This is a genomic window from Ancylomarina subtilis, assembly GCF_004217115.1.
Taxonomy (GTDB): Bacteria; Bacteroidota; Bacteroidia; order Bacteroidales; family Marinifilaceae; genus Ancylomarina; species Ancylomarina subtilis.
Genome location: NZ_SHKN01000002.1, coordinates 103,887 through 119,277, shown reverse-complemented (window position 1 = coordinate 119,277; position 15,391 = coordinate 103,887). Strand labels below are relative to the sequence as shown.

Below are 15,391 nucleotides of genomic sequence, written 5' to 3'. Positions count from 1 at the left end.
CCCTACAATTTCTCTATCGTTTTCTCAAGTTTAATTCCTCTTGAGCCTTTTATTAAAATATACTTATTCTTTAGAACCGATTTTTCCAAATACACCAACAAATCTTCAACACTTTTAAAAGCATCGTATTTATAATCCGAAGCCAGACTTGAAAAAATATTTCCCACCAATATCGTATTCGATAATTCTTTTTCTTTCAGCAAGTCCAAAACATGAAGATGCTCTTTTTCAGACTCTTCCCCTAGCTCCAACATATCCCCCAAAATGAGCACCTTATTCTTCATTTTCATCGCTGCAAAATTGTCGATAGCAGCACGCATACTCGTTGGGTTGGCATTATAAGCATCCAGAAACAAAACATTATCATCCGTTTTCAGTAACTGCGAACGATTATTACTCGGGGTATAAGATTCTAATGCTTCTTTAATATCAATCTCATCAATTTTGAAATATCTCCCCAGCGTAACAGCAGCAAGAACATTTTCGAAATTATAAGCGCCAATCAACTGAGTTTTAATGTACAATTTCCCTATTGGTGATCGAAGTTCAATAATGAGTTTTGGTTCGGCCTGGAGAAAACGGGCCTTAGAGAACGCCTCCTCGGAATTGCCATACAAAATTGTCTTTTGCTGATTAAGCATGCCCATCAGGTGTTCATTTTCGCAATTAATAAATACCTCACCCCCATTTTGTGCCAGATAATCGTACAGTTCCTTTTTGGTCTTCTTTACCCCCTCAAAAGAACCGAATCCCTCGAGATGAGCCTTGCCCACATTCGTAATCAAACCATAATTAGGCTCAGCAATTTCGCACAGCATCTTTATTTCTCCGGGATGATTAGCGCCCATCTCTACAATTCCAAATTCAGTTTCGGCATTCATCGCTAACAAGGTCAAGGGCACGCCAATATGATTATTGAAATTACCTTGTGTCGCTGAAGTTTTAAATTTTTGTTTTAAGACCTCATTCAGCAATTCTTTGGTTGTTGTTTTCCCATTGGTTCCTGTAATCGCTAAAATTGGAATCCCTAGAGTTCTACGGTGCTCTCTGGCCAGGTCTTGCAAACAAGTCAAAACATCATCAACCAAAATAAATCGATCATCGATCGCATATGATTTCTCATCAACTATTGCATAACGACAGCCTTTTTCAAGTGTATCCAAGGCAAACTTATTCCCATTAAAACTCTCGCCCTTTAAAGCAAAAAACAAGGAATCAGCAACAACATTTCGACTATCAGTAACAACATGTGGAAACTTTTTGAATAGGGTATAGATCTCTGAAATATTCATATAATGAGCTTGAAATTGAATTAGCGAAATTAAAAAAAATACAAGAAAAAACCCCATCGTAAATCACGATGGGGCAAATCTTATATCATAACATCAAATGATCTATTTCCCTTCAACAGGAGATCCCACATGCGTCATTGCACAACGGAAACCAATATCGTCTCTTGAACTCTTCTGATCAAGGAAACGACGTGCTCCAGGAGACAACCAATACACTCTATCTTTCCATGAACCGCCCTTGTATACGCGAGATTCATCGTTGATTAATGTATTATAAGTATTTTTATTAGCGCCCTGTGCATTCACATACATTAAAGATGAACCTTTTTTACTCAGCTCACCATTAGTCCATTCCGTTTCCGGAACAACACTGGATGCTAAATCACCATCTCTATGATTTCTATTATCAGCTGTTCTATAGTTTACACGATTTACCAGCTCCTCATCTTTTTGCTTGCGATAACGAATACGTCCTAAACTATCTTTTTCAGCCACATTACCTTCTTCATCCAATAGAGGCGTTTTGAAAACATTTCCTCTATATGGGTTGAACTCAGCAACATCATAAGACGAAAGTGGACGATAAACATCCGCAACCCACTCATTCACATTACCAGCCATACAATACAAGCCAAAATCATTTGGCCAATATGAATCCACAGGAACCGTTACATCACCAGCGTCATTAAGCGCACCAGCAGATCCCATATAATCACCTCTTCCTCTTGAGAAATTGGCCATCATCTCACCTCGATGCTTTTTATCCGCATTTCTGACCCAATGTCCGTCCCATGGATACATTCTCTTATCTCCAATACGCTCATCGGTAGAGTTTCCAATCGTTGCTAAAGCAGCATATTCCCATTCTGCTTCGGATGGTAAACGATACTTTGGTAAAAGAATCCCATCTGACCAACGTACGCGGCGTTCTTCATTATCAGGATTTAAATCCTTTAGATTCGTTCCAACAACACCTTCGTATTGTCCCATCAAATAAGCTTGGGTATTAAAGTTATTCTCGTTTCGTTGATCTGGGTTTTCTTTTAGGATTCCCTTCTCAATTAGAATTCGTTCGTTTACACGATCGGTACGCCATTCACAAAAATCAGAAGCCTGTTCCCATGAAACACCTACAACCGGATATTCAGAATATGCTTTATGACGTAAATAATTATTCACATAAGGTTCGTTGTAAGCTAACTCGGATCTCCATACCAATGTATCTGGCAAAGCCTTTTTATAAACTTCAGGATAATCAACAAACACACGTTTTGTCCAATGTAAATATTCTCTATAATCAACATTTCTAACTTCAGTTTTATCGATATAGAAAGACGGTATTGTGACACGACGTGGCATATTATTCCATTCGTACATCACATCATCCTCAGTGCGTCCCATTACAAAAGTTCCTCCTTCGATAAATATCAAACCAGGCCCCGTTTTCTGAAGATAACCTTTTTTGTATTCAAACCCACCATTCTCAGGATCATTATAAGCCCAACCAGTAGCAGACGAACGCTCTTCCTTACCTATAATACTTTTCACCTTAGAACAAGATGAAAACAGCAATAAAGTAATTGCAAACGCAGAAAGTAATAAATTCGATTTCATATGATTAAATTTTCTATTTACTTATAAACTTCCCTAATAATCACGGGATTAAGTACAATCTTGGATATTTATAAGATCAACTCTAAATTAAAATATCTACCATCAAACAATTTGAATAATGCAAAGTGATCTGAACATGACATCTAAACCTTATTCATCTGATGAAATTAATGTTTGCAACACACAGACCTATTGAACAATGTATCCGTGCGTGGTTCCAATTTACCGATTTTTTAAATCAATAACAATTGTAAAAACGAAAGTTTAAAACAGGCTCAATTTTATCAATCGTTAAAGAAAACCATAGTTTAATCAAAAAAAAGGCACTCTTCACCCAACAAATATAACTAAAAGTAAATAGAACTTATTGTATCAATTTTTACTTTTTTAGATATTTTCTCCATCAGCTCCCATTTTACCTAAATACTTATACCAATTTATGATCTATAATTATCTCAATTCAAAACATCTCACTCAAGCTTTGAAGAGATATTCCGTTTCAAAAATGTCATTATTATTTCTTCATCTAAATTATAAATATATTTACTGTCTATTTAATGCCATATTTATTCAAAATCCAATCTGAAATTCAAAAATGCGGAAGCTTCTTATTTTTATACTATTATTTACATCAACTTATTGTTTCTCTCAGAATACAAAAACAAATGAGCTACATTGGTCGATATCAGAGATATTCACCTCAGAGGGGGAATCCATCCAAACACTCAGTTTCGACAATGCAATTACAGAGCCAAGCGCCAACTTTCTTCCTTTTTTCTCTGAGAACTTCAAAGTCGATCAGCATCAAACGAATTATTCAGTAGTACTTGAAGAAACCATTTATGAAGATTTAACTCAAGACGAAATCAGACTTATTAATCCGACTCTAATAAAATCAGATTTTGATTTTCAATTAAATGAAGCCGGAATTCGAAAACAAAAATACTTACAAGTCAAATTTCTTCCCATAAGAAGAAATCCTTCCAATGGGAAACTTGAAAAGTTAAAGCAATTCAAGATTAAACTTGTATCTCAAGCTTCTATAAAGAGAACTAAAAATGAGAACAAAGCCTTTTACACCAACACGTCCGTATTATCAAGCGGTAAATGGATAAAAATAAGTGTTGATACAACAGCCATTCATAAAATAAGCTATCAACAACTACTTGACATGGGGATCGAAAACCCGGCTTCTGTCAGGGTATATGGTTCAGGAGGAGGTATGCTTCCTGAAATGAACAATGAAGAGAGAAATGATGACTTGATTCTAAATCCTATTTATATGTCAAAAGGTAGCGATGGCATATTCAATGCGGGTGATTACATTTTATTTTATGCCAAAGGACCTCGCACCTGGGAGTATGATGATGAAACCAAAGAGTTCATTCATCAAAATCATCTTTACAGCAACACATCTCATTATTTCCTGACATCAGATAAAACAGCATCTCCATTAATACCACTAGTCGCAAACAATCCAAACCCAAATTTTACAGTCAACGATTTTGATGCCTACAGAGTCGTCGATCTTGATAATAAGAATCTTCTCCGATCAGGTCAACTGTGGTTTGGACAAATCTTCGACATCACGACGTCTTATTCAATCCCATTTTATTTTCAGAACTTAAATACGAATGAGAACATTAGTATCAACACTCATGTTGCCGGGCGTTCATCTTCAAACACAAAGTTTATCTTAAGCTCTAATGAAACCCAAATTGGTGAAATTGATATCTCATCAGTAAATACCAGTAGCTATACGGCAACCTATGCCTCACAAATAAGAGAACGCTTTACCAACTTTAAAGCAACTCAGGATCAGTTCAACATTAAAATTAAATACGAAAAAGGATCAGCATCCTCAATCGGTTGGCTGGATTATATGAGATTGAATGCAAGGTGCCAACTCATTTTTGAAGGAGAACAATTGGCTTTTCGCGACACAAAATCCATTGGTACGGGCAATATTGCAAGTTTTAAGCTTAAAAATGCCAATTCGAACACCATGGTTTGGGATGTGACACAAACTTCACAGGTCAAACAAATTGAAATAGAGCTTAGTGGAAATACAGCAAATATTAATGTATCTCAGGACAAATTAAGAGAATTGGTTGCTTTCGATCTCAATTCAAAATTTCCCAGCCCCAAATATGTGGGAGTTGTACAAAATCAAAACTTGCACGCACTATCTGCCAGCGATCTTATTATTGTCAGTCATCCCGATTTTTTAACGTATGCAAATCAACTGGCAGAATTTCACAAAACTCAGGATCAACTTAAGGTTTCACTAGTCAGTACCGAAAGTGTTTATAATGAATTTTCATCAGGTACGGTCGATGCAGCCGCAATCCGTAATTTCGTTAAAATGTTTTATGACAGAGCATCAACAGAAGACGAAATGCCCAAATATCTGCTTCTTTTTGGTGACGGTTCTTACGACAATAAATTAGCTAGTAGCAGCAACACAAACAAAATACCAACCTATCAGTCAAGCTATTCTTTATCGCCAACACAATCATTTGTAACCGATGATTTTTTTGGTTTACTCGACGACAACGAGGGAGGTGCCACGGGTTTGGTCGATATTGGCATAGGTCGATTGCCTGTCAATTCATCGGGTGAAGCCCAAATTGTCACATCAAAACTATTAAACTACAACAAGAATGAAAACCTTGGCAGTTGGCAAACCTCTGTTTGTTTTATTGGTGATGATGAAGATAACAACGTCCATATGCGCGATGCCAATAAATTGGCCATGCAGCTTGAGAACAATAATCCTGAATACAGGATTCATCGCATATTTTTAGATGCCTTTAAACAAGAAACCACTTCGGCCGGTGATCGCTACCCCGAAGTCAACAGAAAAATTGAGGATAACATCAACAAAGGCTGCTTAATTGTGAACTATACCGGACATGGCAATGAAAATGGCTTGGCTCATGAAAAGATAATGATGAATGAAGATATTGAGTCTTGGAAGAATGAAAAATACCTTCCCTTATTTATGACTGCAACCTGTGAATTCAGCCGATTCGATCAATATCAAAAACGATCGGCTGGTGAAAACATCCTTCTCAGAGACAATGGTGGTGGCATTGGATTATTTACGACAACACGATTGGTATTTTCAACACCCAACTTCTATTTAAATCAGAATTTCTACAACTACGTTTTTTCAACAAATAATCAGAATGAAAGCTTACGCTTAGGCGATATTATGAGGCTTACAAAAAATGCGAGTGGATCAAGTAACAATAAACGCAACTTCACTTTATTGGGAGATCCAGCCTTAAAACTAAACTATCCCAAAGAAAATATAACCACATTAAAACTCAACAAGGTTGATATCAACCAAGCTACGGACACTCTTAAAGCTTTAAGCACAATTACACTTTCCGGACAACTTGAAAATCAAAATTCTCAAAAACTCTCTCAATTTAACGGAATTCTTCACGCTACGGTTTTCGATAAATTCTCGGATAAAATCACGCTTGGTAATGATGGAAGCCCCTTTGAATATAAAGAACAAAACAACGCTCTATACTCAGGAAAGGCAAGCATTAAAAATGGCGAATTCAGCTTTAGTTTTTTAGTCCCTAAAGATATAGCCGCGGACTTTGGTAAAGGCAAAATTCAATACTACGCAAAAAATGAAGCCACTACGGCCAGTGGGTTTGATAACACCATTATTGTGGGGGGATCAAACATTAATAATATTGACGATAAGGTTGGTCCGGAAATAGAACTCTACATGAATGATGAGCAATTTGTCAATGGTGGAGCAACCAGCGAATCTCCTATCCTTCTGGCAATCGTTCAGGATTCAAGTGGCATCAACACCCTCGGGGCTAATTCAGATCACAACATTATAGCAACAATTGATCAAGACACGGATAATACTATTGAGCTAAATGATCATTATCAAGCTGAAATAGATAGTTATCAAAAGGGTAAAATTACTTACCAGCTATCAAACCTTGAAAAAGGAGAACATCAGCTTAATCTGAAAATTTGGGATAACCTGAATAATCCTTCCGAGAATCAAATCGATTTTATTGTGGCTAAAAATGCGAAATTAGCAATTGAACACCTACTCAATTATCCCAATCCGTTTACCACCCACACAGGATTTTACTTTGAACACAATCAGGCAAATGGCGAAATTGAAATCTTAATCCAAATACTAACAGTTTCAGGAAAGCTAGTTAAGACCATCGAAACATCGGTGAACTCGTCTGGATTCAGAGTCGGTCCTATAAACTGGGATGGGAAAGATGACTTTGGCGACTCGATTGGGCGAGGAGTCTATTTTTATAGAGTCAAACTAAGAACGGAAGATGGAAAAACGGCAAATAAATTTCAAAAATTGGTCATCCTAAAATAATAAAAATTAAGAATTAAAGTTATTATAATATATTTGCAGATCGAATCAATTTCTACTTTATGAATATTCAAAAAATCTTATCCAGAGCACTTTGCATTATTGCTCTTTTTATCTTTTCGAACAAAGCCGAAGCTCAGGAAACATCAGTAACCGGTGCAAATTATATTCAAACGGCCGTTCCTTTTCTAACAATCGTTCCCGACTCACGTGCTGGTGCTATGGGAAACACAGGGGTTGCAACCAGTCCCGATCATAATTCTATGTTTTGGAATGCGGCCAAATACAGTTTCACAAAAAGTGAAGCAGGTATTGGAGCTTCTTATACACCGTGGCTAAGAAATATTATCGACGACATGAGCTTATCGTATCTTTCGGGTTATTACAGCTTAGATAAATATCAAACTATAGCAGCATCCTTCAGATACTTTTCTCTTGGTGATATATTTTTACAGCAGCAGGCTGATGATATTCCTATCAAGAAGAGCCCTTACGAATTATCTTTTGATGTAGCTTACTCTCGTCGTTTGGGGAACAACTTTTCAGGAGCAATTGCTTTCAGATATATCTTCTCCGATATTTCACAAGGGGGTTACGACAACCAGTCTAAAACGGCCAATTCATTCGCGGCAGACATTTCAGTCTATCACAGAAAAGAATACGGTTCTTCTCACAATCCCTCAGTGTGGGCTTGGGGAGTAAACGTCTCTAATATCGGTTCCAAAATCAGCTATTCTGATGACAGCGAAAAGGAGTTTACCCCCACAAATTTAAGAATCGGTTCATCTTACAAACACCAAATTGATCAATACAATTCAATTACTGTTTCTGTCGATATGAATAAATTACTTGTTCCAAGTTCATCCGGAAGAAAAATTGACGAAAACAACGACAATTTGGCTTCAAATCAGGTTGATAAAAGTGTTATATCCGGTATTTTTAATTCATTTTCAGATGCCCCCAATGGCATGAGCGAAGAGTTTAAAGAAATAACCTGGAGTTTAGGTCTTGAATATTGGTATCAGAATCAATTTGCCGTTCGTACCGGATACTTCTATGAAAATGAAGATAAAGGAAACCGTAAGTTCTATACCGCTGGTGTGGGTGTTAAGCTGAGCATGTTTGATTTAGATTTTTCATATCTAATCCCCTCAAGCCAGAGCAATCCGCTTCAAAACACTTTACGCGTTTCAATTTCAGCAAACCTTGACCTGAAATCGAATAGAAGATAAATTAAAAAAATATATACCTTTAAAATCCTCATCACACGTGAGGATTTTTTGTATTCACAGATTTACAGACATCGCATAAAATAGAAGTACAATGCTCTGTCTAAAAGAAAAAACAAACAATGAAAATTAGAGTAGGATTTGGATACGATGTTCACCAACTAGCCGAAGGTGAAGAGTTTTGGTTAGGAGGCATTCAATTAGATCATCATAAAGGAAGCGTTGGACATTCTGATGGCGATGTCTTAATTCATGCTATCTGTGATGCCTTATTAGGTGCCGCAAACATGAGAGATATTGGCTATCATTTTCCTGATACATCAGCCGAACTAAAAGGAATTGACAGTAAAATACTATTGAAAAAGACCGTTGAAATAATAGCAAAAAAAGGGTTTATCATTGGTAATATTGACTCAACAATCGCGTTGCAAAAACCAAAAATTAATCCTCATATTCATGAAATGCAAAAAACGCTTGCCCGTGTTATGGGAATTGACATTGAAGATTTGGCCATAAAAGCGACAACAACTGAGAAACTTGGTTTTGTAGGCACAGAAGAAGGCGTTTCAGCTTATGCAACTGTCCTTATTCAAAAACAATAATTTTTTATTTCAAACATTCGCATTCCCATTTTTCAACTTATGCTAAATGTTTTGTATATTCAAGTTGAAACAGAATACTAACGATTAAGCTTCCGTAAAATGAAAACAACTCTGGTTATTGGCGCAAGTACAAATATTGAACGCTATTCGAACAAATGCATCAAGCTTTTGAAAGAACATAAAATAAAAACTTATGCAATCGGCAATAAAGCCGGTACTGCCTATAAGGTAGATATTGAAACGGGTTTCCCACATTATACGGATATAAACACGGTTGCAATTTATCTATCAGCCAAAAACCAAAAGGGTTATTACGACTATATAATTAGCTTACAACCCCAACGCATTTTATTCCCTCCAGGAACTGAAAATCCTGAATTCGAAATAAAAGCCCGTGCTAATGGCATCATCACAGAACAGGCTTGTCCGCTAGTCATGTTAAACGTAGGAACCTATTAAATTCAAAACATCAAGTTATATGGGCGAGCCAAACTCTCATCAATCTCCTTTAGGCTGATTGAACGAGATCGTCTTAAAAATTCTTGTCCATTTAGAAAAACGATAAAACTGGGATTGGTATAGAAACCCAATTGCGCAGCAATATCCGGATATATTGCCGTATCCACCTGACAAACTTTTATTTTAGGATAAGTTTCATTTAAGAAGTCTAATAATTTGGGTTTCAAAACTTGACAAACACCACAATTAGGAGATGAGAAATAAACACAAAAAGTAGCGTGTTGAGCCTTTAATACTTCAATTTCTCTTAATGATTTAATTTGCATATTGTATGATATAAAAAGGGAGATCAAGGTCTCTCTTTATATTAGAGTTCAACTTTAGTCTTATTTGTTTCAAAATTACAATATTGAAACAAGGATTTTGAATCCTATTGGTAATTCCACGAAAATAGTTTCTAAATTCTGCCAGCCTGTCATTACAACGACGCTTTTTGTCTACTTATCCCAATAGGCATACATTTTGCCGAATATCCAACAGTTTCATTTCTATATCAAAGAAAAAATGTAGATTCATATTGTCATTTCAATACCGTAAGAGTATTAAAAATGATAACAAATTTGAAACCATTCATTTAAAATTAAAGTAAAACACAAATAAAGTAACACATGAAAAAATCAATCATTATCCTTATAGTGGTAGCCCTTATTGCTATCTGGGGAATCAGCAAGTCTGTTGGGTTTAAGAACAATATGGTAACCATGGACGAGAATGTCAACAGTCAATGGGCACAGGTGGAAAATGTTTATCAACGTCGTTCCGATTTAATTCCTAATTTGGTAAATACCGTAAAAGGTTATGCTGAGCATGAAAAAGCAACCCTTACCGGTGTAATTGAAGCGCGTGCAAAAGCCACATCCGTAAACATCACGCCAGGTAATTTAAATGCTGCGGGCATGAAACAGTTTCAGGCGGCACAAGATGGTTTAAGCTCAGCCTTGTCTCGTTTAATGGTAAGTGTTGAACGTTATCCGGAATTAAAGGCCAATCAAAACTTTATGAACTTACAAGCACAACTGGAAGGAACTGAAAATCGCATTGCAGTTGAACGTAAGAAATTCAACGAAACATCCAGACAGTACAATATTTATATCCAGAAATTTCCGAATTCATTCTTTGCTGGTCTTTACGGCTATCAAAAGAAAGCTTATTTCGAATCAACTAAAGGCGCTGAGAAAGCACCTGAAGTTAAATTCTAGCATGAGATCATAGCTATATGAGCTGAGTCATCCCAAACACTCAGCTCACATTTCATCATACTCACAACTAACATTATAATATGAAATCAGCTGCCATTTTTTTTAGTAAAGAAGAACAAAAAGCAATAAAGGACGCCATTGCTGAAGCCGAAACAAATACCTCAGGCGAAATACGTGTTCACATAGAGAACAGTTGTCCTGATGATGTCATGGACAGAGCCGCATATATCTTTGCAAAACTGGAAATGCAAAAAACACAATTGAGAAATGGTGTTCTTTTTTATCTTGCAATTCGAGATCATAAGTTCGCAATTTTGGGCGATGCCGGAATTAATGCTAAAGTTTCAGAATCTTTTTGGAATCATACCAAAGAAGAAATTCTAGGTTATTTCAAACAAGGCGAATTTGCCAAAGGCCTCTCAGAAGGTATTAAGATGGCTGGCCAACAATTAAAAACCCATTTCCCTTATCAAGCTGATGATGTAAATGAGTTAAGTGATGACATCTCATTTGGAGATAACTAAAAATAAAGCAATGAGATATATTAAACAGATACTATTAATACTTGCCCTGGCAATATCCAGCTTATCACAAGCCCAGGAGATTCCTGAAAGACCTAAAAATCAGACTCTAGTTAACGATTTTGCAAATGTTCTGACAAACTCAGAATCCAATGCCCTGGAACAAAAATTACTTCAATTCTATGCCAATACAGGTAATCAAATCACTCTGGTTACAGTAAAAAGCCTGAATGGTTATGATGCTTCAAGTTTTGCATATGAAATTGGTGAAAAATGGCAGGTCGGTAAAAAAGGCTTTGATAATGGTATCGTGATTCTTTTTAAACCCAAAACCCTTGATAGCAGAGGTCAGGTTTTTATTGCTACCGGATATGGTTTGGAAGGGGCGATTCCCGATGCTACTGCCAACGAAATTATCGATAACGAAATGATTCCCTACTTTAAACAAGGGCAAATCTACGAAGGAATCAATCAGGCAAGCAGTGTCTTAATGGGCTTGGCTAAAGGTGAATTCAATCATCAGCAATATGCAAAACAACACTCCCGTTCAGGCAAAGGTGGCTCCTTTGGCTTTTTAATCCCTCTTTTCATCATCCTGATCTTCTCATTTATTGGACGCTCTCGTTCTCGTGGTCATCATACAATGGGAAGCAGTGGCAGTAGCCTTCCTTTCTGGATGTTGCTTGGAATGATGGGCTCTGGTTCACGATCACATGGAGGCTCATTTAACGATTTCTCTTCCGGATCAGGTGGATTTGGCGGAGGCAGCAGCTTTGGCGACTTCGGAGGGTTTGGCGGTGGAAGTTTTGGGGGCGGTGGCGCCGGAGGTTCCTGGTAATTTTAAGCATTCTTTATAAACATTTATCTATGAAAGTATCTTTACTTCAACTTGTTTTTTTTCTGATTACCAGCCCATCCCTGCTTATAGCTCAGGAAACGACTGATTCGATCCCTAAACAAGACTGCATCATTAAGTCAATGGACTCAATTCAGAAAACAGATAATGAAAAGCTTGTCAGTATTATTGGAGTGGGCGACATCATGCTGGGAACAAATTTTCCTTATCCAAAATATCTGCCACCGCAAAATGGTGATAATTTGATGAAGTCACTTTATCCATACTTACGCAATGCAACAATCAGTTTTGGCAATTTGGAAGGTGCTTTTTCGGATACATTAGCGGTAACAAAGAGATGTCAGGATACGGCGAATTGCTATGCATTTAGAAGTCCTGATTTTCTTTTTAAACATATCGTTGATGCTGGTTTCGATGTATTAAGCATGGCTAATAACCATTCGGGTGATCTTGGTGTTGCCGGCAGATTAAACACCATAGAACAAATCGAGAAGGCAGGTCTGAGCCATGTTGGTTTATTGGAATATCCAAGCATCGTTATCGAACGTGATGGTATCAAATTTGGATTTTGTGCCTTTGCCCCTATTAAGGGAACCTGCGATATTAATGATCTTAAAGAAGCAGAACGAATCGTCAGCTCTTTAAATGATAGATGTGATATCACTGTTGTTTCATTCCATGGCGGAGCTGAAGGATCAAAATATGAACATCTGACCAGAGAAAGAGAAATTTTTCTGGGTGAAGACAGGGGTAATGTATACGAATTTGCTCGAAAAATGATTGATGCTGGTGCCGATGTCATTCTGGGACATGGCCCCCACGTTTTAAGAGCTGTAGATCTTTACAAAGATCGTTTCATTATCTACAGCCTGGGGAATTTTTGCACCTACAGTCGTATGAAAGTTTCAGGTATAAACGGATTGGCTCCTATTTTAAAAGTTTTCACCAACAAAAAGGGAGAATTCAAGAAAGCAGAAGTTATTTCGTGTAAACAAATCAAAGGTTTAGGTACACGAATTGACAAACTAAACAAATCAGCTCTAAAATTAAAGGAACTGACTCAGACCGATATTCCTGAAGCAAAATTAAAGATTAGTGAAAATGGCTTAATCACACCAATACAATAAGTTGTTCTATTATTAAAAAAACAAGGCATACAAAAAAGGCCGTCGTATATCGACGGCCTTTTTAAATATCTGATGAAGATTACGCTTTCGTTTTACGAGCTCTTCTCTTTGGCTTAGCTTCAGCAGCTTCAATATCAGCTTTTTCAAGACTATTATCGTAATCTACAATATAACGGTCAACCAAAATACGACCACAATATTCACAAACAATAATCTTCTTACGTGTACGGATATCCATTTGACGCTGAGGTGGAATTTTATTAAAACAACCGCCACATGCATCACGATCTACAGTAACAACGGCTAACCCGTTACGAGCATTACTACGAATACGAGTGTAAGCATTAATCAAACGATCCTCAATTCTGTTTTTGTACTCCGCTGATTTGTCGTTTAGCTTATTTTCTTCAAGTTGAGTTTCTGAAACAATAGCATCCAACTCACTCTTCTTAGCTTCAAGATCAGCCTTTTTATCTGCTAAAACAGCATCTGATTTTTCAATCTGAGTTTTCTTATTAGCAACTTCTACAGTGAATTCTTTAATACGCTTCTCGCACAACTCAATTTCAAGCTTTTGAAATTCAATTTCTTTAGAGATTGAATCAAATTCACGATTATTACGAACGTTAGACTGTTGAGCCTCGTACTTTTTAATCAATAAATCAGCTTCTTTAATCTCTTGTTTTTTCTTAGTGATGGTATCACCAAGCTCACTCACTTCTGTGTTAAGATTACTAATCCTGGTGTCAAGCCCAACAATTTCATCTTCCAAATCCTGAACTTCCAAAGGAAGTTCTCCTCGTAGCGTCTTAATTCTGTCAACCTCAGCATCAATACTTTGCATTTCGTACAGTGCACGCAACTTTTCTTCAACTGAAATATCCTTTAAATCTGCAGCTTTTGGATTTTGTGTAGTCATATGTTTACAAATAATTTATTGGATTCGAATTTATCTCTGAGATACGAACTGCAAAGTTAGGGAATTTTTTTGTAACTATCTCATAAAAAATTTCTCTAGTAAACTGTTCACTTTCATAATGTCCGATATCAGCAACGATAAGCTTTCCTTCGGCATCGAAAAATTCATGATATTTGAAATCTCCCGTTATATAAATATCTGCTTTAGCAGCCTTGGCCTTACTAAGTAAAAAACTGCCACTTCCTCCACAAAGCGCAACTTTTTGCACTTGATCCTTTACAATTGGGGTATAACGAATCGCACCACAATGAAACACATCCTTCAACTTTTTCAAAAACGCTAAAGTGTCCATAGGCATCTCCAATTCACCAATCATTCCCAAACCAACTTGGCAATTTTTATTATCCAAAGAATAAATATCATAGGCAACCTCTTCGTAAGGGTGCGCTCTGTGTAATGCATTTATAACTTTCCCCTGCAGATGCTTAGGAAAAACCGTCTCGATACGAGTTTCTGCTTCATAATGTAACTCTCCCCTTTCTCCCACATAAGGACTTGCATCCTCATTGGCTTTAAAAGTACCTTCCCCACTTGAATTAAAACTGCACGAGTCATAGTTTCCAATATGGCCAGCACCAGCTTCAAACAATGAGTTCCGAAGCACTTCAGCTTTATCACATGGAACATAGGTCACCAATTTCTTCAAATCATCACTGACAGGTTCCAAAATCTTACGATTCTTCAAATTCAGAACATCGCACATTTTATCACTCACACCACCTTTTACTGAATCCAAATTGGTATGTGCAGAATAAATCGCAATATTATTTTGAATGGCTAACATCACCGTACGTTCCACATAGCTGTTGCCATTAAAACGTTTCAATCCTTTGAAAACAATAGGGTGATGTGAAATAATCAGGTTCAACCCTTTCTCAATGGCTTCCTCAACAACTTCCTCAACCACATCCAAACAAATTAATGCACCTGTCAACTCCCAATCATAACGCCCAACTATTAAACCAGCATTATCATAGGACTCCTGATAAGATAAGGGTGCTATTTCTTCTATTACAGCGACTATATCTTTTACTTTCAATTCTATAAAATTTATGAGTTGTATCCCATCTGG

13 protein-coding genes are annotated in these 15,391 nt (G+C 36.8%); 8 read left to right on the top strand and 5 right to left on the bottom strand.

Translation table 11 applies throughout. From position 1 onward, the window contains the following. Nucleotides 1-2: 2 nt before the first annotated feature. Nucleotides 3-1,292 (bottom strand): UDP-N-acetylmuramoyl-tripeptide--D-alanyl-D-alanine ligase, encoded by a 1,290-nt coding sequence (locus tag EV201_RS11450; RefSeq protein ID WP_130307790.1) that lies wholly within the window; start codon nt 1,290-1,292, stop codon nt 3-5. 102 nt (nt 1,293-1,394) lie between these two features. Next, nucleotides 1,395-2,906: a gliding motility lipoprotein GldJ gene (gldJ, locus tag EV201_RS11445; RefSeq protein WP_130307789.1), complete on the bottom strand. Its 1,512-nt coding sequence runs from the start codon at nt 2,904-2,906 to the stop codon at nt 1,395-1,397. Nucleotides 2,907-3,501: 595 nt separating this feature from the next. Between gldJ and porU the strand changes: the two genes are divergently transcribed. The 4 genes from porU (at nt 3,502) to EV201_RS11425 (ending at nt 9,577) form a co-directional block, all read left to right on the top strand. Next, nucleotides 3,502-7,290, top strand: coding sequence for a type IX secretion system sortase PorU (gene porU, locus EV201_RS11440; RefSeq protein WP_130307788.1), 3,789 nt, complete (start codon nt 3,502-3,504; stop codon nt 7,288-7,290). 59 nt (nt 7,291-7,349) lie between these two features. After that, nucleotides 7,350-8,519 (top strand): type IX secretion system outer membrane channel protein PorV, encoded by a 1,170-nt coding sequence (gene porV, locus EV201_RS11435; RefSeq protein ID WP_130307787.1) that lies wholly within the window; start codon nt 7,350-7,352, stop codon nt 8,517-8,519. Between the two features lie 119 nt (nt 8,520-8,638). Continuing rightward, nucleotides 8,639-9,118, top strand: coding sequence for a 2-C-methyl-D-erythritol 2,4-cyclodiphosphate synthase (gene ispF / locus EV201_RS11430; protein WP_130307786.1), 480 nt, complete (start codon nt 8,639-8,641; stop codon nt 9,116-9,118). A 99-nt stretch (nt 9,119-9,217) separates the two neighbouring features. Further along, entirely contained in the window at nt 9,218-9,577 is a 360-nt protein-coding gene (locus EV201_RS11425; RefSeq protein WP_130307785.1) for a CoA-binding protein, read from the top strand. 2 nt (nt 9,578-9,579) lie between these two features. Here EV201_RS11425 and EV201_RS11420 read toward each other — a convergent pair whose 3' ends face one another. Next, on the bottom strand, nt 9,580-9,903 hold the full coding sequence (locus EV201_RS11420; protein WP_130307784.1) for a thioredoxin family protein: 324 nt from the start codon (nt 9,901-9,903) through the stop codon (nt 9,580-9,582). A gap of 342 nt (nt 9,904-10,245) precedes the next feature. Here EV201_RS11420 and EV201_RS11415 point away from each other — a divergent pair, with 342 nt between their 5' ends. The 4 genes from EV201_RS11415 (at nt 10,246) to EV201_RS11400 (ending at nt 13,340) form a co-directional block, all read left to right on the top strand. Next, on the top strand, nt 10,246-10,836 hold the full coding sequence (locus tag EV201_RS11415; RefSeq protein WP_130307783.1) for a LemA family protein: 591 nt from the start codon (nt 10,246-10,248) through the stop codon (nt 10,834-10,836). A gap of 80 nt (nt 10,837-10,916) precedes the next feature. Next, nucleotides 10,917-11,360 carry a TPM domain-containing protein gene (locus EV201_RS11410; protein ID WP_130307782.1) on the top strand — a complete coding sequence of 148 codons (444 nt, stop codon included), beginning with the start codon at nt 10,917-10,919 and terminating at the stop codon, nt 11,358-11,360. A gap of 10 nt (nt 11,361-11,370) precedes the next feature. Next, nucleotides 11,371-12,195 (top strand): TPM domain-containing protein, encoded by an 825-nt coding sequence (locus tag EV201_RS11405; RefSeq protein WP_130307781.1) that lies wholly within the window; start codon nt 11,371-11,373, stop codon nt 12,193-12,195. Between the two features lie 29 nt (nt 12,196-12,224). Continuing rightward, nucleotides 12,225-13,340, top strand: a complete 1,116-nt coding sequence (locus EV201_RS11400) for a CapA family protein (RefSeq protein ID WP_130307780.1) — start codon at nt 12,225-12,227, stop codon at nt 13,338-13,340. Nucleotides 13,341-13,419: 79 nt separating this feature from the next. On the opposite strand, the gene EV201_RS11395 is transcribed toward EV201_RS11400, so the two are convergent. Both EV201_RS11395 and EV201_RS11390 read right to left on the bottom strand, forming a co-directional pair. Further along, nucleotides 13,420-14,259 carry a zinc ribbon domain-containing protein gene (locus EV201_RS11395; RefSeq protein ID WP_130307779.1) on the bottom strand — a complete coding sequence of 280 codons (840 nt, stop codon included), beginning with the start codon at nt 14,257-14,259 and terminating at the stop codon, nt 13,420-13,422. A 4-nt stretch (nt 14,260-14,263) separates the two neighbouring features. Next, entirely contained in the window at nt 14,264-15,358 is a 1,095-nt protein-coding gene (locus EV201_RS11390) for a Nif3-like dinuclear metal center hexameric protein (RefSeq protein WP_130307778.1), read from the bottom strand. Nucleotides 15,359-15,391: the final 33 nt, after the last annotated feature.